This window comes from Microbacterium lacus, assembly GCF_039531105.1.
Classification (GTDB): domain Bacteria; phylum Actinomycetota; class Actinomycetes; order Actinomycetales; family Microbacteriaceae; genus Microbacterium; species Microbacterium lacus.
On record NZ_BAAAPK010000001.1, the window covers coordinates 1,981,532 to 1,999,190 of the forward strand.

16 protein-coding genes and 2 tRNA genes are annotated in these 17,659 nt (G+C 69.0%); 8 read left to right on the forward strand and 10 right to left on the reverse strand.

Translation table 11 applies throughout. The features are described from left to right. Positions 1–25 precede the first annotated feature (25 nt). The 3 genes from ABD197_RS09360 (at position 26) to ABD197_RS09370 (ending at position 3,590) form a co-directional block, all read left to right on the forward strand. Positions 26–682, forward strand: coding sequence for a pentapeptide repeat-containing protein (locus ABD197_RS09360; protein ID WP_344053837.1), 657 nt, complete (start codon positions 26–28; stop codon positions 680–682). A 78-nt stretch (positions 683–760) separates the two neighbouring features. Beyond that, complete coding sequence (gene valS / locus ABD197_RS09365; protein ID WP_344053839.1) at positions 761–3,340, forward strand: valine--tRNA ligase; 2,580 nt, start codon at positions 761–763, stop codon at positions 3,338–3,340. Between the two features lies 1 nt (position 3,341). Beyond that, positions 3,342–3,590, forward strand: coding sequence for a hypothetical protein (locus ABD197_RS09370; protein ID WP_344053841.1), 249 nt, complete (start codon positions 3,342–3,344; stop codon positions 3,588–3,590). Positions 3,591–3,599: 9 nt separating this feature from the next. On the opposite strand, the gene ABD197_RS09375 is transcribed toward ABD197_RS09370, so the two are convergent. Genes ABD197_RS09375 through ABD197_RS09385 form a run of 3 tightly spaced genes read right to left on the reverse strand, consistent with a single transcriptional unit; the run spans position 3,600 to position 5,721 of the window. After that, on the reverse strand, positions 3,600–4,889 hold the full coding sequence (locus tag ABD197_RS09375; protein WP_344053843.1) for an MFS transporter: 1,290 nt from the start codon (positions 4,887–4,889) through the stop codon (positions 3,600–3,602). After that, positions 4,886–5,101, reverse strand: a complete 216-nt coding sequence (locus ABD197_RS09380) for a hypothetical protein (RefSeq protein ID WP_344053845.1) — start codon at positions 5,099–5,101, stop codon at positions 4,886–4,888. Before ABD197_RS09380 ends, ABD197_RS09375 begins: the two co-directional genes overlap by 4 nt. Then, entirely contained in the window at positions 5,098–5,721 is a 624-nt protein-coding gene (locus ABD197_RS09385) for a winged helix-turn-helix domain-containing protein (RefSeq protein WP_344053847.1), read from the reverse strand. The genes ABD197_RS09380 and ABD197_RS09385 overlap by 4 nt, the downstream gene beginning before the upstream one ends. Positions 5,722–5,814: 93 nt before the next feature. On the opposite strand from ABD197_RS09385, the gene ABD197_RS09390 reads away from it, so the two are divergent. Further along, entirely contained in the window at positions 5,815–7,866 is a 2,052-nt protein-coding gene (locus ABD197_RS09390; protein ID WP_344053849.1) for a M3 family metallopeptidase, read from the forward strand. Between the two features lie 15 nt (positions 7,867–7,881). On the opposite strand, the gene ABD197_RS09395 is transcribed toward ABD197_RS09390, so the two are convergent. Continuing rightward, a complete protein-coding gene (locus ABD197_RS09395; protein WP_344053851.1) occupies positions 7,882–8,514 on the reverse strand; it encodes a response regulator in 633 nt (210 codons plus the stop codon). Next, a complete protein-coding gene (locus tag ABD197_RS09400) occupies positions 8,511–9,695 on the reverse strand; it encodes a sensor histidine kinase (RefSeq protein WP_344053853.1) in 1,185 nt (394 codons plus the stop codon). The genes ABD197_RS09395 and ABD197_RS09400 overlap by 4 nt, the downstream gene beginning before the upstream one ends. 153 nt (positions 9,696–9,848) lie before the next feature. Here ABD197_RS09400 and ABD197_RS09405 point away from each other — a divergent pair, with 153 nt between their 5' ends. Beyond that, positions 9,849–10,913, forward strand: a complete 1,065-nt coding sequence (locus ABD197_RS09405; protein ID WP_344053855.1) for an ABC transporter permease — start codon at positions 9,849–9,851, stop codon at positions 10,911–10,913. After that, positions 10,910–11,599: an ABC transporter ATP-binding protein gene (locus tag ABD197_RS09410; protein ID WP_344053857.1), complete on the forward strand. Its 690-nt coding sequence runs from the start codon at positions 10,910–10,912 to the stop codon at positions 11,597–11,599. Before ABD197_RS09405 ends, ABD197_RS09410 begins: the two co-directional genes overlap by 4 nt. A gap of 27 nt (positions 11,600–11,626) precedes the next feature. Here ABD197_RS09410 and clpX read toward each other — a convergent pair whose 3' ends face one another. From clpX to ABD197_RS09435, 5 genes are all read right to left on the reverse strand, one after another. Beyond that, complete coding sequence (gene clpX, locus ABD197_RS09415) at positions 11,627–12,895, reverse strand: ATP-dependent Clp protease ATP-binding subunit ClpX (RefSeq protein WP_344053859.1); 1,269 nt, start codon at positions 12,893–12,895, stop codon at positions 11,627–11,629. A 195-nt stretch (positions 12,896–13,090) separates the two neighbouring features. Continuing rightward, positions 13,091–13,762, reverse strand: coding sequence for an ATP-dependent Clp protease proteolytic subunit (locus tag ABD197_RS09420; protein WP_344053861.1), 672 nt, complete (start codon positions 13,760–13,762; stop codon positions 13,091–13,093). A 30-nt stretch (positions 13,763–13,792) separates the two neighbouring features. Further along, positions 13,793–14,380, reverse strand: coding sequence for an ATP-dependent Clp protease proteolytic subunit (locus ABD197_RS09425; protein ID WP_344053863.1), 588 nt, complete (start codon positions 14,378–14,380; stop codon positions 13,793–13,795). Between the two features lie 152 nt (positions 14,381–14,532). Further along, positions 14,533–15,960: a trigger factor gene (gene tig, locus ABD197_RS09430; protein ID WP_344053865.1), complete on the reverse strand. Its 1,428-nt coding sequence runs from the start codon at positions 15,958–15,960 to the stop codon at positions 14,533–14,535. 76 nt (positions 15,961–16,036) lie between these two features. After that, a tRNA-Pro gene (locus ABD197_RS09435) sits at positions 16,037–16,110 on the reverse strand. 119 nt (positions 16,111–16,229) lie between these two features. On the opposite strand from ABD197_RS09435, the gene ABD197_RS09440 reads away from it, so the two are divergent. Beyond that, positions 16,230–16,303 (forward strand) — tRNA-Gly (locus ABD197_RS09440). Positions 16,304–16,756: 453 nt separating this feature from the next. Beyond that, positions 16,757–17,659: an alpha/beta fold hydrolase gene (locus ABD197_RS09445; protein WP_344053867.1), complete on the forward strand. Its 903-nt coding sequence runs from the start codon at positions 16,757–16,759 to the stop codon at positions 17,657–17,659.

The window sequence follows — 17,659 nt, forward strand, 5'->3', positions numbered from 1 at the left end:
CAGATCCCGGGCGTAGCGTGAGGGGATGCGCCGTCCCCCCGTTCCGGCAGCCCCGCGGGTCTCGCCCCCCGATCTCCCCCCGCATCTGCAGGAAGCAGTGCCACCTCGTCGCGGCTCGGAGTCGTTCCAGCAGCGATGGACGGAGCTTGCGGACCAGACGGATGCCGCGCACGCCGCGCTCACCGAGTGCGCGATCCTCGGCGCCTCGGTCGATCGTCTCGACCTGACCGGAGCGACGCTCGTGGATGTGGATGTCCGGGACCTGCGTGCGACGACCTTCACCGCGCGCGGCGCCCGGCTGCGGCGGGTGCTCATCACCGGCGGCCGCATCGGGACGCTCGATCTGGCCGATGCCGACGTCGATGAGCTCGAGTTGCGCGGCGTCCGCGTCGCCTACCTCTCCCTCGCGGCGTCGCGGGTGTCGGATCTCTTTGTCGCCGGATGCACGATCGGCACGCTGGACCTGCCGCAGTCCTCCGTATCGAGGGCGTCCTTCATCGACAGCCGTGCGGACGACGTCGACACCCGCGGCGTCCGGGCCCAGGACCTCGACCTGCGAGGACTCGAAGCGCTGTCCTTCCTCGATCCTGCCTCGCTCCGCGGCGTGATCCTGTCCGCCCGTCAAGTGCAGGAACTCGCCCCCGCTCTCGCCGCAGCGCTCGGCATCCGCGTCGTGGATTGATCCGCCGCGTAGAATCGAGGGGCATCCCATACTCAGGCACGCAGACACGGTGCCGCACATATCGCCAAGGAGACCCTCATGGCCGACGCGCTGATTCCCGACAAGCCCGCCCTGGAGGGGCTCGAGAGCAAATGGTCGGATCGGTGGGATGCCGAGGGCACGTACCTGTTCGACCGTCTTCGTGCCGCCCAGGCGGGGCGGGAGGGCGTCTTCTCGGTCGACACCCCTCCGCCGACGGCGAGCGGGAGCCTGCACATCGGACACGTGTTCTCCTACACGCACACGGATATCAAGGTGCGGTACGAGCGCATGCGCGGCAAGAGCGTGTTCTACCCGATGGGCTGGGACGACAACGGGCTTCCGACCGAGCGACGTGTCCAGAACTTCTACGGCGTGCGCTGCGATCCGTCGCTCCCCTACGACCCCGACTTCACTCCCCCGTTCGAGGGAGGCGACAACAAGAGCACGAAGGCGGCGGATCAGATTCCGATCAGCCGGCGCAACTTCATCGAGCTGTGCGAATCGCTCACCCTCGAGGACGAGAAGCACTTCGAGGCGCTGTTCCGCCAGCTCGGGCTGAGCGTGGACTGGACGCAGACCTACCGGACGATCTCGGACGACACGATCCGCACGAGCCAGCTCGCGTTCCTGCGCAACCTCGAGCGCGGCGAGGCGTACCAGGCACTCGCGCCGACGCTCTGGGACATCGACTTCCGCTCGGCGATCGCGCAGGCCGAGCTCGAAGACAGGGAGCAGCCCGCCGCGTACCACCGCGTCGCGTTCCACAAGACCGACGGCTCGGGGGATGTGCACATCGAGACCACGCGCCCGGAGCTCTTGGCCGCGTGCGTCGCCCTCGTCGCGCACCCCGACGACGAGCGGTACCAGCCGCTCTTCGGAACCACGGTGCGCACCCCCCTGTTCGAGGTGGAGGTGCCGGTGCTCGCGCACCCGCTCGCCCAGAAGGACAAGGGATCGGGCATCGCCATGATCTGCACGTTCGGCGACGTGACCGACATCATCTGGTGGCGCGAACTCGACCTGCCCAACCGCACGATCCTCGGCAAGGACGGCCGCGTGATCGCGGACGCGCCCGACGCGATCGTGACGGATGCCGCTCGAGCGGCGTACGCCGAGATCGCGGGCAAGACGGTGTTCAGCGCGAAGAAGGCCGTCGTCGACCTGCTGCGCGCGTCGGGTGAGCTCGACGGCGAGCCGAAGCCGTTCACCCATGCGGTGAAGTTCTTCGAGAAGGGCGACCGTCCGCTCGAGATCGTGTCGACGCGGCAGTGGTACCTCCGCAACGGCGCCCGTGACCAGGACCTCCGGGATCGCCTGATCTCGCTCGGCACCGAGATGGCCTGGCACCCCGACTTCATGCGCGTGCGCTACGAGAACTGGGTCGGCGGTCTGACCGGCGACTGGCTGGTGTCTCGCCAGCGCTTCTTCGGCGTGCCGATTCCGGTCTGGTACGGGCTGGACGAGAACGGCGACCGCGATTACGACCGCGTGATCACCCCCGACCTCGCGAGCCTTCCCGTCGACCCCACCACCGACGTCCCGCCCGGCTACACCGCAGACCAGCGCGGCCTCGCCGGCGGGTTCGAGGGCGAGAAGGACATCTTCGACACCTGGGCGACCTCGTCGCTCACCCCGCAGCTCGCCGGCGGCTGGCAGCGCGATGAAGAGCTCTGGAACCTCGTCGCCCCGTTCGACCTTCGGCCGCAGGGGCAGGACATCATCCGCACGTGGCTGTTCTCCACGATGCTGCGCAGCGCCCTCGAGGACGGACGCGCCCCGTGGACGGACGCGGCGATCTCGGGATTCATCGTGGACCCCGACCGCAAGAAGATGTCCAAGTCCAAGGGCAACGTCGTGACTCCGGCGGACATCCTCGATCAGCACGGCACCGACGCCGTCCGCTACTGGTCGGCGTCCAGCCGGCTCGGCGCGGACGCCGCGTTCGACCCGCAGAACCCCACGCAGGTGAAGATAGGTCGTCGCCTCGCGATCAAGGTGCTCAACGCCGCCAAGTTCGTCCTGTCCTTCCCGGTGCCCGAGGGAGCCGAAGTCACACACGCGCTGGACGCCGCGATGCTCGCGACGCTCGACGGCGTGGTCCGCGAGGCGACGAAGGCTTTCGACGCGTACGACCACGCCCGCGCACTCGAGCTGACCGAGCAGTTCTTCTGGACGTTCTGCGACGACTACCTCGAGCTCGTCAAGGAGCGCGCGTACGACCGCACCGATGTCGGACAAGCCTCTGCGGCGCTCGCGCTGCGCACCGCTCTGTCGACCCTGCTGCGGCTCCTCGCTCCCGTGCTGGTCTTCGCGACGGAAGAGCCCTGGTCATGGTTCAACGAGGGCTCCGTGCACACGGCGCCGTGGCCCACCGACTCCGGCAGCGGCGGCGACCCCGCCGTCCTGTCGGCGGTCAGTGCCGCGCTCATCGGCATCCGGCGCGCCAAGACGGAGGCGAAGGCGTCACAGAAGACCCCGGTGCGGAGCATGACGATCACCGGCCCCACCGCGACGCTCGCACTCGTGCAGCTCGCGGAGGGCGACCTGAAGGCCGTGGGCCGCATCGCCGAGATCACGTACGCGGATGCCGACGCCCTGGGCATCTCGGACATCGAACTCGCCCCACAGGAGGTCTGACATGCAGCTCGGTACGAGATGGACCGCCGGCGACGAACCGCCCGCTGCGGTGCCTGCGGCGATGCGGGCGCAGATCGCCGCGGTCGAAGCCGTGACTCCCGCGGACCAGTTCGGTCAGCCGGCACCCCGGTGGACCCTCACCTGGCTGGAGGGGCGGCCGATCGCGGAGTTGGACACGGGCGTGATCGTGATGCTCGACGAGGATGGGCGGGCGATCGTGCGGCATGACGAGGGCGACGGCTTCGGCTGAGTCGGGGCCTCACACCTCGGTGGCCGCCTCGGCACCCGCAGCGCGCGTGCCGAGGACGAGCATCCGCGCCGCGGCGATGCTCGCCGTCAGCACGACGACGGCGCCGATCAGGAACGGCAGGCGCAGGTCCACTCTCGCGACCCAGCCCCCGAGCAGCGTGGCGAGCGGGAACATACCCCAGGTCAGCATCCGGATGATGCCGAGGACCCGCCCGAAAAGGTGGGCCGGCACGATCTGCTGGCGCAGAGCACCCCAGGGCACGTTCCAGGTGGAGACCGCGAACGCGAAGAGCGCGTAGGCGATGATCGCCACGATGACGTTCGGGGCGAGCCCGGTGAGGATCATCGCGCCCGCGGCGACGATGTTCGCACCGAGCATGACCCACCCGCGGCCGAGGCGTGCCACGAGCGTGGGGGCCAGCAGTGCGCCGACGAGGGCGCCGAGGCCGATCCCGGCCGTCACGAAGCCGATCGCCGCCGCCGGCACGCCCTGCTCGTCGAGGAAGTACAGGATCGTGGCGGCTTGGGCGAACGCGAAGGCGGACCCCACGAGCGAGGTGAACAGCACCATCGTCCGCAGGTAGCGGTGACTCCACAGGTAGGCGATCGCCTCCCGCGCCGGCACGGCGGGGGCTCTCCCTCCCCCGTCGCTCTCCGAGCGCAGCGGACGTGCTGCGGACAGCGGCAGGAGGAGGGCGAGCGCGATCGGCACGAGGTAGCCCGCGCTGCCGATCCACAGCGGGAGCGCCAGCGACACGGCGAACAGGACACCCGCGATCGGCTGCGAGATGAAGCTGTCGATCGTGACCTGCGCGGCCTGCATGCGACCGTTGGCACGGTCGAGCTGTGCGCGTGTGACAAGTCCCGGGACCACGGCGTTCGTGGCGTTGTCGAACAGCGTCTCGCCGAGACCGAAGACGAGCGTGCCGATCCAGAGGGCCCACAGGCTGATGTCCCCCGTCACGGTGAGGACCGCGAGCCAGAGGGCCACGCCGCCGCGGAGGGTGTTGGCGATCGCCATGATCCAGCGCCGGTCGAACCTGTCGACGATCATCCCGGCCGGCAACCCGAACACGAGCCACGGCAGGAACGCCAGCGCCCCGATGACCGCGATGGCCAGGGGGTCCCGCGTGAGGGTCGTCGCGATGAGGGGCACGGCGGTGCGTCCGATGCCGTCGGCCAGATTGCTGAACGCGGCAGCGGTCCACAATCGCCCGAAGTCGCGGCCGAGCGGGGTCTTGCGCGTGCTCAGCGGCACGCCGGCCGCACCGGTCTCCGTCGAGGCGGAGTGAGGGCTCATCGCGGCAAGAGCCCGACGGCGCCGCGAGCCTGCGCGGCCCGACGGGACTCCTCCATCCCGTTACGGACCTGCGTCGCCGCACGATAGGCGGGGCCGGCGCGGTGTTCGAGTCGGGCGTCGACGTGCGAGGCGATGGCGGATGCCGCGGCGAGCAGCAACCGCTCGAATCGGGTCACACGGACGAGGGTGCGCGGTGCGGGGACGGCGGTCATGACTTCTCTCCCAGGTCGGGCAGCGGGAACAGGTCGGCTCGGATGCTCACGGGTCGTACGTCCTCGCCGGTCTGATGGCGATAGGTGTCCACGGCGTCGTCGATCAGCGCCATGATCTTCAGCGAAAGCTCTCTGCTCTGCTGGGGCGTGAGGCGGGCCGTCGCCGTCGAGATGAGGCTGCCCTCCTGCCAGGCTTCGCCGACCTCGCTCAGCCCCTCGTCGACGAAACGCATGAGCTGTTCCTGGCGGTTGCGCATGAATTCGTTCATGACGATCTGGGTTGCCGCGCGACCCGAGGGCGTCTTCATCGCGTCCGCGTTCGCGAACGACACACCGCCGATGGGTCGCTCCCACCAGCGCTCGCGTGCGGTGCCCTTGTCCGCGGCCTCCTGGATGAGATCGTGCTTGGCGAGGGCGCGCAGGTGGTAGCTCGTCGACCCCGAAGACTCTCCCAGCATCTCGGCGAGCGAACTCGCCGTCTGCGGTCCGTACTGGCTCAGGATGTCGTAGATGCGCACGCGCAGAGGGTGCGCCAGTGCGCGCAGCGCACCGGTGTCGAGGACCCTGTCCTGGGCGTGGCGCTGCTCGGTGGGGGACAGCTCCGGCTCGACGTCTTCCATACCCAGGAGGATACAGATGCAAAGAGTCCTTTGCAAGGCTTTCTTTGCAAAGGAATGGCGGCGGTGTGTTCGGGCGCGGCTAGGCTGACCGACATGGCGAATGCGAACCCCCTCCTGTCTCCCCCCACGCTCCCCTACGACCTGCCCGACTACGCCGCGATCGAGCCCGAGCACTACCTCCCCGCCTTCCGCGAGGCCTTCGCCGCTCACAGCGCGGAGATCTCCGCGATCACGCGCGCCCGGTCGATGCCCACGTTCGAGAACACGATGCTGCCGCTGGAGACGAGCGGGAAGCTCCTGGGCGATGTCGCCCGGACCTTCTACACCGTTTCCTCGGCTGACGCCACCGCCGAGATCCAGGCGATCGAGGAAGAGCTCGCGCCGCTCATGGCGGCGCACCAGGATTCGATCGACCTCGACTCCGCACTCTTCTGGCGCATCCGCACGCTGCACGACCAGCTCGAAGCGCTCGACCTGGATGCCGAGCAGCGCTACCTCGTGCAGCGCCGCTTCCGCGAGATGGCCCATGCCGGCGCGGGACTCGACGATGCGGCCAAGCAGGAGCTCACCGCGCTGAACCAGCGCTTGTCGACCTTGACGACCACATTCGAGAAGAACCTTCTGCGCGACACGAACGACCTCGCCGTGGTCTTCGAGGACGCCGCCGAGCTGGACGGACTCTCCGACGGCGAGCTCTCCGCCGCCGCGCAGGCGGCCGCGGACCGTGGTCTGGACGGAAAGTGGGTGGTGACCCTGACCCTCTTCACCGGCCACCCGTACCTGTCTTCGCTCACGAATCGAACCAGCCGCAAGCGGATCCTGGATGCTTCTCGTGCGCGAGGCTCGCGCGGGGGCGAGAACGACAACACCGCCGTGCTCACGCAGATCGTCCGGCTCCGCGCCGAGCGGGCCCGCCTTCTCGGCTACGACTCGCACGCCGCGTACGTCACCGCCGACGAGACGGCCGGCTCACCCGGTGCCGTCCACGACCTGCTGCGCCGCCTCGCAGGACCCGCGGCCCGCAACGCCGAGCGCGAGCAGGCGGCGCTGCAGGCGATCATCGACGGCGAACCCGAACCCTTCCCGCTCGAGGCGCACGACTGGGCGTTCTACACCGAAAAGGTACGGGCGGCGCAGTACGACCTGGACCGCAGTGCCCTCCGACCCTGGTTCGAGGCCGAGCGCGTGCTGCAGGAAGGGGTCTTCCACGCGGCGACCGCGCTGTATGGTGTGACGTTCACCGAGAGACGCGATCTGAGGGCGTATCACCCGGACGCGCGCGTGTTCGAGGTGTTCAACGCGGATTCCGCGCCGCTCGGTCTGTTCATCCTCGACCTCTACACGCGCGACACGAAGCGGGGTGGGGCGTGGATGAACTCGATCGTGTCGCAGTCCCGCCTGCGCGGTACAGCGCCGGTCGTGGTGAACAACCTCAACGTTCCGAAGCCGGCAGCCGGGCGCCCGACCCTGCTGACCCTGGATGAGGTGACCACGCTCTTCCACGAGTTCGGACACGCGCTGCACGGCCTGTTCGCGACCGTCACCTACCCCCACTTCGCGGGGACGAACGTCTTCCGCGACTTCGTCGAGTTCCCGAGTCAGGTCAACGAGATGTGGATCTACTGGCCGGAGGTGCTCGACAACTACGCACGCCACGCCGAGACCGGCGAGCCGCTGCCGCGTGACGTGGTCGAGAAGCTGCACGCCTCGGAGGCCTTCAACCAGGGGTTCGCAACGAGCGAATACCTCGCCGCCTCGTGGCTGGATCAGGCCTGGCACTCCCTCACCGCTGAGGAGGCGGCATCCGAGATCGACGTCGTCGCGTTCGAACGGGCCGCCCTCGCCGACATCGGTCTGGACAACCCCGCCGTGCCGACCCGCTACTCATCGACGTATTTCGCGCACGTCTTCTCCGGCGGATACAGCGCCGGATACTACTCGTACATCTGGAGCGAAGTGCTCGACGCCGACACCGTGGAGTGGTTCCGGGAGAACGGCGGGCTCACGCGCGCGAACGGCGACCGGTTCCGCACCCGGCTGCTCGGGGTCGGCGGGTCGAAGGATCCGCTGGCGGCCTACCGCGATTTCCGGGGCCGGGATGCCGAGATCCAGCCGTTGCTGGATCGGCGCGGCCTCGTCGCCTGAGAGAGGGCGCGTGGGTCAGGCGAGGATCCCGGACGCGCGGGCCGCGGCGACGGCGGCGCTGCGGGAGCGCACGTCGAGCTTGGTGTACACGTGGGCGAGGTGCGACTTGACCGTCGCTTCGGACACGTGCAGCGCGGCGGCAATCTCGGCGTTGGAGAGTCCGTCGGCGGCACGCTGCAGCACGTCCAGCTCTCGAGCGGTCAAGGACGTCGCGGGGGTGCGCAGACGATGCAGGAGTCGCCCGGCGACGGCCGGGGCGAGTGCGCTCTCCCCCGCCGCCGCCGCCCGGATCGCTCCGAGCAGGTCATCGGGCGGTGCGTCCTTCAGCAGGTAGCCGTTCGCCCCCGCTTCGACCGCGGCGAGGATGTCGGCGTCGCTGTCGTAATTCGTGAGCACGAGCACGGCCGGCGCGTCCGGGGACACCCGGATCACGCGGGTGGCGTCCGCGCCCGTCTCCGCGGTGCCGAACCGCAGGTCCATCAGGACGACGTCGGGACTCAGCTCGCGGGCAGCCTGCACCGCTGCCGCCGGAGTGTCGGCCTCGCCGACCACCTGCAGCGCGGCATCCGTCGCGATCAGCGCGCGCAGTCCCGCGCGCACCACGGGGTGATCGTCCGCGATGAGGATCGTGATCCGCCCCGCGGTCATGACCCGTGCTCCCGCGGTATGCAGACGCGGACGACGGTGCCGTCGCCCACCGCGCTCTGCACCGACACGGTGCCGCCGAGCTGCTCGGCGCGTTCCTGCATCGCGCGCAAGCCGAACGACGGACCGGACGGGCCGGCATTCGCGGCGGGGTCGAATCCGACCCCGTCATCCATGATCTCCAGACATGTGTCCTCGACGGATGCCGAGAGCGTGATCGTCGCCCGCGTCGCGCCCGCGTGGGTGAGGACGTTCGCCATCGCCCCCTGCGCGACACGCAGCAGCGCCGCCTGCTGGTCCATGGGCAGAGCAAGGGCATCGGGGGCGCGGACGACGATGTGCAGACCGGGTCGGCGCCAGGACTTCTCGGCGAGCCGCCGCAGCGCTCCCCCGAGGCTCTGCTCGTCCAGTACCGGCGGTGTCAGCTCGCGGATGAAGCGGCGGGTCTCGGCGAGACCCGCCGCGGCTGTGTCACGGGCCAGGCGCACCTGCTCTGCGGTGACCGCCTGCGGGTCGGCACGTTCGACCGCGTTCAGGAGCAGCGTGATGCTGGCGAGCCCCTGCGCGACGGTGTCGTGGATCTCGCGCGCGAGTCGGGCACGCTCGGCAGCGACGCCGCTCTCGCGCTCGGCGGCGGCCAGCGCGCTCTGGGCGGACTGGAGCTCCTCGTAGAGTCGCTGATGGTCCGCCGCCTCCTGGCGCAGCGCGCGGTACGCCCGGCCGATCAGCACCGCCACACCCGCGCCGACGATGGGTCCGATCACGCCCCCGACGCTCCATCCCGCGTGGAGTCCGAGGGCGAGCACCGCTGCTGCGGTGGTGACCCCCACCGCCAGCGTCGCCGCGGGCTCGGGCAGCAGCTCGAGATAGAGGAAGAACAGCGGGAAGACGAGGTAGGCCGCGAACGGCGTGAGGCTCACCAGGAGAGCCCATTCCACCGTGAGGGCCAGCACCCACACCCACCGCAAAGTGCGCCGCCAGGCGGGCGCGGTGACGGCGTGGGCGAAGAACGCCGCGGCATAGGTGAGCAGCATGAGCGCGGATATCGCGACGACGAGGATGACGTCGTCACCGGAGAGCAGGGCCATCACAACGGCGAAGCCCAGGAGTGACAGGAAGAGGATCTGGAGCCCGATCTGCAGCCCGAGGACGATCGGGTTCACGGACGCGTGCGAGGAGGGCATGACCCTCCCACGCTACGCGGAAGCATCGGCGGGCACGTCATCTGAAAGGTGGAGATCGCGCTCCACCTCTCCGCGCGGAAGAAACATCCGGGGCGCCGATGTGGCGCCGCGCCCCTGCGGCGAGGCTGATGGCACACCACCGAAAGGAACCACATGTTCGTCGCCTGGCGCGATCTGCGCTTCGCCCGCGGTCGATTCGTCCTGATCGCCACCGTCGTCACCCTGATCAGCATCCTGGTCGGGTTTCTGAGCGGCCTCACCGGGGGCCTTGCCGCTCAGAACGTCACCGGCATCCTCACCCTCGGAGCCGACCGCATCGTCCTGGCCCCGAGCGCTCCGGGCGCGTCGCCGACCTGGTCCGACTCGACCGTCACGGCCGATCAGCTCTCGCTGTGGAAGGGTGCCGACGGCGTCGACGACGCCATCCCGCTCGGGGTCTCGCAGATCCGCGCGCAGAGTGCCGGTGAGAGGGTCGCGGTCACCGTCTTCGCGACGCCCGACGGCGCGCAGGGGGCGCCGGCCGCGGACGGGGCGATCGCGCTGTCCGCGCCCGCCGCCGTCGCGCTCGGTGCCGATGTCGGGGACGTCATCACGATCGCGGACGATCCGTACGAGGTGACGTCCATCGCCGGCGACGACTGGTACAGCCACACCCCCGTCGTGCGGATGGCGCTGTCGCAGTGGCAGCAGTTGCAGTCCCGCACCGGCGGCGAAGCCGACACCGCGACGGCGATCCTCGTCACCGGCGCCGCGGACTGGGCGAGCGTGGATGCGTCCGCGGGGACGACATCCCAGTCGAGCCTCGGTTCGCTCACCCTCCTGCCGGCCTTCCGGTCCGAGATCGGGTCGCTCCTGCTGATCGTCGTGCTCCTGTTCGGCATCTCCGCTCTGGTGATCGGTGCGTTCTTCACGGTGTGGACGATGCAGCGCCGCGGCGACGTCGCGATCCTCAAGGCGCTCGGCGCGACAGACGGCGCGCTCGTGCGGGATGCGCTCGGTCAGGCGCTCGTGGTCCTCACGGCGGGCACCCTGATCGGAACCGTCATCGTGCTGATCGCGGGTCTCGCGGTCTCGGGCACACTGCCCTACCTCCTCAGCCCGTGGACGACGATCGCGCCCGCGGTGCTGCTCATCGCGGTCGGCCTGATCGGCGCCGCGTTCGCCCTCCGTGCCGTCACCACTGCCAGCCCCCTCACCGCCCTCGGGAGCAACCGATGATCACCATGACCGATGTCACCCTCACCTTCCCGGACGGCGCCGCCCGCGTGCGTGCCCTCGACGCCGTCTCGCTCGTCGTGCGTCCGGGGTCGATCACGGGGATCACCGGGCCTTCCGGTTCCGGCAAGTCGAGTCTCCTCGCCGTCGCGTCCACCCTCATCCGACCGGATTCCGGTCGTGTGGTGATCGACGACGTCGAGGCCTCGGCCCTCTCCCCCGCGGAGGCGTCGGAGCTGCGCCGCACGCGCATCGGGATCGTCTTCCAGCAGTCCAATCTGCTCCCGTCGCTGACGGCGCTCGAGCAGCTCATGGTCATGAACGAGCTCGGGCGGGCGGGCCGACGCCCGCGGCGTCAGGAGAAGGCCCGAGCGGTGGACCTCCTGGATGCGGTCGGACTCACGGCACATCGGGACAAGCGGCCGCACCAGCTCTCCGGAGGACAGCGTCAGCGCGTCAACATCGCGCGCGCGCTCATGAATGATCCCCGCGTGCTGATCGTCGACGAGCCGACGAGCGCGCTCGACTCCGAGAGCGGCGCGCAGGTGATGCGCGTCCTTCTCGAACTCACCGAGGAGCGCTCCACGGCGACGATGCTCGTCACCCACGACAGATCGATCGCAGCCGGCCTGCACGAGGTTCGAACCATGAATGACGGTGTGCTCACGCGCGAACGCATGACCGTCTGACGCGACGAGGCGCCTGAGTCGAAAGGCTCAGGCGCTCTTGCGCGCGCGCCGCTTCGTGTAGGTCGGTGCCGCGCCGGTCTCGACGGACTCCCGCGTGACGATGACCTTCTCGATCTCGTCGTCCGACGGGATGTCGAACATGATCGGCCCTAGGACGTCCTCGAGGATCGCGCGGAGTCCGCGGGCGCCGGTCTTGCGCTCCACCGCGAGGTCGGCGATCGCCAGCAGCGCGCCGTCGTCGAACTCGAGGGCGACGCCGTCGAGCTCGAACATGCGCTGGTACTGCTTGACGAGGGCGTTCTTCGGCTCGGTGAGGATCTCCATGAGCGCGGTCTGGTCCAGAGGAGTCACCGACGCGACGACCGGAAGGCGGCCGATGAACTCGGGGATGAGGCCGAACTTGTGCAGGTCCTCGGGACGCACCTCGCTGAACAGCGTGAGGTCGTCGCCCTTGTCGTGCAGCGGCGCGCCGAAGCCGACGCCGTGCTTGCCGACCCGGCTGGAGATGATGTCCTCGAGCCCCGCGAAGGCCCCCGCGACGATGAACAGGACGTTCGTCGTGTCGATCTGGATGAACTCCTGGTGCGGGTGCTTGCGGCCTCCCTGCGGCGGGACGGAGGCGACCGTTCCCTCCAGGATCTTCAGCAGCGCCTGCTGCACGCCCTCACCCGAGACGTCACGCGTGATCGACGGGTTCTCCGCCTTACGGGCGATCTTGTCGACCTCGTCGATGTAGATGATGCCCGTCTCCGCGCGCTTCACGTCGAAATCGGCGGCCTGCAGGAGCTTCAGGAGGATGTTCTCGACGTCTTCACCGACGTAGCCGGCCTCCGTGAGCGCCGTGGCGTCCGCCACGGCGAACGGGACGTTCAGTCTCTTGGCCAGGGTCTGAGCGAGGTAGGTCTTGCCGCAGCCGGTCGGACCCAGGAGCAGGATGTTGCTCTTGGCGATCTCGATCTCTTCGGCCCGCTGCTCGGCGGACTGGATCGTGCCGTGCGCGCGCACCCGCTTGTAGTGGTTGTAGACCGCGACCGAAAGCGCGCGCTTGGCGGCGATCTGGCCGACGACGTACTCGTCGAGGAAGGAGAAGATCTCGCGGGGCTTCGGGAGGTCGAACTCGGCGACTTCACCCGTCGAGGACTCGGCCATCCGCTCTTCGATGATCTCGTTGCACAGCTCGACGCACTCGTCGCAGATGTAGACGCCGGGGCCGGCGATCAGCTGCTGGACCTGCTTCTGGCTCTTGCCGCAGAAGGAGCACTTGAACAGGTCTGCACTCTCACCGATGCGCGCCATCAGGTCGCCTTCCTTGCATGTGGGGAACCCCCGTGCCACGGGCTGTGACCCCGATCGTCCTGTCGAGCCTAACCTCTGGGACCGACAAGCGTGGGGATTGCGACGCGTTGTCTCCTGTGGGCGAAATCGCGATCGCCCGAACGCCGACGCCCCGTCCCCTCGCGTCGAGGGGACGGGGCGTCGCGGCATCCGTTCTCAGCTGGTGAGTGCAGCGGGAACGCGCTTGCGCGTCGTGAGCACCTGATCGACCAGTCCGTACTCGACCGCCTCGCGACCGCTGAGGATCTTGTCGCGGTCGATGTCGCGGTTGACCTGCTCGATCGAGCGGTTCGAGTGCGACGCGAGCGTCTCCTCGAGCCACGTCCGCATGCGCAGGATCTCCGCCGCCTGGATCTCGATGTCCGAGGCCTGGCCGTGACCGGCCTCGCCCATCGCGGGCTGGTGGATCAGCACGCGGGCGTTCGGCAGCGCCAACCGCTTGCCGGGCGCGCCCGCCGCCAGGAGCACCGCGGCTGCCGAGGCCGCCTGCCCGAGGACGACCGTCTGGATCTGGGGAGAGATGTACTGCATCGTGTCGTAGATCGCGGTCATCGCAGTGAACGATCCACCGGGCGAGTTGATGTACATGATGATGTCGCGGTCGGGGTCCTGGCTCTCGAGGACGAGGAGCTGGGCCATGACGTCATCCGCCGACGCGTCGTCGACCTGCACGCCGAGGAAGATCACGCGGTCTTCGAACAGCTTGTTGTACGGGTCCTGGCGCTTGTAGCCGTAGGCGGTGCGCTCTTCGAACTGGGGCAGGATGTACCGGCTGGAGGGCATCGCGAGCCCGTTGTGCGCGGTGCCGCCGAAGGTGGGGATGGTCATGTCGTCGTTGTTCCTTCTCATTCGCCTTCGTCAGTCCTGATCGGTTCCGCCGCCGCCGACGACGTCCTCGAGGTGTGCGCGGATGTGATCGACGAAGCCGTACTCGAGCGCTTCCTGCGCCGTGAACCAGCGGTCGCGGTCGCCGTCCTCGTTGATCTGCTCGACCGACTTGCCGGTCTGGGCGGCGGTGATCTCGGCGAGTCGGTTCTTCATCGACACGATGAGCTGAGCCTGGGTCTGGATGTCGCTCGAGGTTCCGCCGAAGCCGCCGTGCGGCTGGTGCAGCAGCACGCGGGCGTTCGGGGTGATGTAGCGCTTGCCCTTCGTGCCGCTGGTCAGCAGGAGCTGGCCCATCGAGGCCGCCATGCCGATGCCGACCGTGACGATGTCGTTCGGGACGAACTGCATCGTGTCGTAGATCGCCATGCCTGCGGTGATCGAGCCGCCGGGAGAATTCACGTAGAGGAAGATGTCCTTCTCAGGGTCCTCGGCGGCGAGCAGCAGGATCTTCGCGCAGATCTCGTTCGCGTTCTCGTCGCGCACCTCCGAGCCCAGCCAGATGATGCGGTCCTTGAGCAGCCTGTCGAAGACGCTTGTCGCGATAAGGGGATCGGCCATGTTCACTCCTGATTCGGTGGTCGTGGCTACGAATCTACCGGCGCGTCCCCGGCGACCCGCCCGTGTTCGCCCTGGGCAGAGTGCGCCGCGTCGCAACGCGGGAAGGGGACGGATGCCGCAGCATCCGTCCCCTTCCTGACGACTGTCCGACCTTACTCGGCGGCGTCGGCCTTCTTCTTGGCGGGAGCCTTGCGCTTGGGCTTGGCGGGAGCCTCGGTCTCCTCGGCGGCGATGATCTCGTCGGCCTCGGCGGCCGCGTCCGCGATCTCCTCGGCCTCTTCGACGACCTCTTCCTCGGCCTCGTCGTCCACGACGATTCCGGTGAGGTCGACGACCTTGCCGTTCGTGTCGACGACGACGACCTGGCCGAGAGCCACGGCGACGGCCTTGCTGCGAGCGACCTCGCCCACGAGGGCCGGGAGCTGGTTGTTCTGCTGCAGCGCCTCGACGAAGTCCTGCGGCGCCATGCCGTACTGCGCGGCGGACTGGATGAGGTACTGGGTCAGCTCGTCCTGCGACACCTGCACGTTGAGCTTCTCCGCGAGCGCGTCCAGCAGCATCTGCGTGCGGAACTGCTTCTCGCTGGCCTCGGTGACCTCGGCGCGGTGCACGTCGTCCTCGAGGCGTCCTTCACCCTCGAGGTGGTTGTGCACCTCGTCTTCGATGAGCGCCGGCGGAACCGGGATGTCGGTCTGGGCGAGGAGCTGCTCGATGAGCTTGTCGCGAGCGGCGCTCCCCTGGGTGAAGCTGGACTGCTGCTCGACGCGCTCGGTGAGGCTTTCGCGCAGCTCGGCGATCGTGTCGAACTCGCTTGCGATCTGCGCGAAGTCGTCGTCGGCCTCGGGGAGCTCGCGCTCCTTGACGGCGGTCACGGTCACGGCGACCTCCGCCTCTTCGCCGGCGTGATCTCCACCGATGAGGGTGGAGCGGAACGTGGTGTCCTCGCCCGCGGTCAGCGAGTCGATGGCCTCGTCGATGCCCTGGAGGAGCTCGCCGGAGCCGACCTCGTAGGAGACGCCTTCGGCGCGGTCGATCTCGGCGCCGTCGATCGTGGCGACCAGGTTCAGCTCGACGAAGTCGCCGGTGCTCGCGGGGCGGTCGACGGTCACGAGCGTGCCGAAGCGGGCGCGCAGACGGTCGAGCTCCTCGTCGATCGCGGCCTCGTCGACGGCGATCGCGTCGACCTCGACGGTCGTGCCCTCGAAGGCCGGCAGGTCGAACTCGGGGCGGACGTCGACCTCGACCTCGACGAGCAGATCGCCGGAGAAGTCCTTCTCGTTCGGCCATTCCTTCACGTCGGCGCTGGGACGACCGAGGACGCGCAGCTCGTTGGCCTCCACCGCCTGACGGTAGAACGTGTCCAGGCCCTCGCTGACGGCGTGCTCGATCACCGCGGTGCGGCCGACCCGCTGGTCGATGATGGGTGCGGGAACCTTGCCCTTGCGGAACCCGGGGATCTGCACGTCCTGAGCGATGTGCTCGTACGCGTGCGTGATGCTCGGCTTGAGCTCCTCCGGGGTGACCGTGATGTGCAGCTTCACCCGGGTCGGGGTGAGCTTCTCGACGGTGCTGGTGACCATGGCTTTTCGTTCTCCTTGTGATCGACCGCGCACGGCGGCGCAGCAGCTGAAGTTCGTGGGTTCTCGGGGCCGTATGTCGGGGCGACAGGATTTGAACCTGCGGCCTCCCGCTCCCAAAGCGGGCGCTCTACCAAGCTGAGCTACGCCCCGGGCGGGTTGCGCACGCGGATACGTGCGGATCGGCCCCCAGAAGTCTAGCCGACGGGCCGCGCGGCACAGGCACGGTCGCGTCATGCCATAGAATCGTGGATGCCGCGGCTCGCCGCTGCGGGGATGTAGCTCAATGGTAGAGCCTCAGTCTTCCAAACTGATTACGCGGGTTCGATTCCCGTCATCCCCTCCAATGCCCCGATGTGCCGACGAAGTCGGCGCAGCGGGGCATTCGTGTGGATGCCGTCCGAAACGATCCGCTTCGGGCGGGCCCCACCGCCCCGAGGCTCCGCCCGCCGACGAAGTCGGCGAGTGGAGTGGGCGGAGGGACGATTCCCGTCATCCCCTCCAATGCCCCGATGTGCCGACGAAGTCGGTGCAGCGGGGCATTCGTGTGGATGCCGTAGGAACCGATCCGCTTCGCGTCGACCCCTCCGATGCGCGGATGTTTGCGGAGATGTGCAGGATGACGGACGGAACTCGTGCCCGGCATCCGTGATTCTGCACATTTCCGTCATTCCGACCGCGCCGGACCGACCGCGCCGGTACAGAGGTTCATTCCGTCCCGTCTCGTCCCTCACCCTCGCCGGGCGATGCCCCCGCCATCCCCGCGCGGCATGATCGGTGCCACGGGGAAGGAGCGGCGATGGTCAAGAACGCCGAGAAGGAGTCCTATCGGCACCGGGCTCGCATGACGCCGCGCCGGCCGGCCTCCGGGCTCGCGGAGCGGTGGACGACGGTCGACGGGGTCGATGTCTTCTACCGCGAGTCGACCAACCCACCGGATTCCCGCGTCATGACCCACCTCCACGGCTTCGGCCTGTCGGGGCGCTACCTGCTGCCGACCGCCGAGCTGCTGGCCGACGAGTTCCACACGTTCGTGCCCGATCTGCCCGGCTTCGGACGCAGCGGCAAGCAGGGCGCGGCTCTGGACATCCCCGATCTCGCCCACGCCGCCGTGCGCTTCCTCGACGACCGAGGTGTGAAGACGACGAGCCTCGTCGGGAATTCGATGGGCTGCCCCGTGATCCTCGAGGTCGCGCATCGCTACCCCGAGCGCGTCGAGCGGGCGGTCCTCGTCTCCCCGGCGGGCGGCATCCACAATCAGCCGCTGCGGCGGGCCGTCGGGCAGCTCGCGAAGGACGGCGGACGCGAACCGCGCAAGATGGTCACCGTCGCGACGCCCGACTACCTTCGCTTCGGCGTCCCGAGCACGTTCAAGATGTTCCGCGCACTCACGCAGTACCCCTCGCTGGAGCGGCTGCTGCAGCTGAAGATCCCGACGCTGGTGGTGCTCGGCACGCGCGATCCGCTGCTGCCCGGTCCCGATCGCATCAAGGAGGTCGCGTCGCAGGACGAGAACCACGTGCTGCTGGTCGTGCTGGACGGCGCCGCCCACGCGATCAACTTCAGCCACCCGCGAGAGCTCGCCCATCTGATCCGGCTGTTCATGGACGACAAGCCGATCACGAGCCTGCCCGGCACCTCGACGGCGCGCGTCTTCGAGATCTTCCGCGGCGCGTACCATCCCGTCGCGTCCGAGGACTGA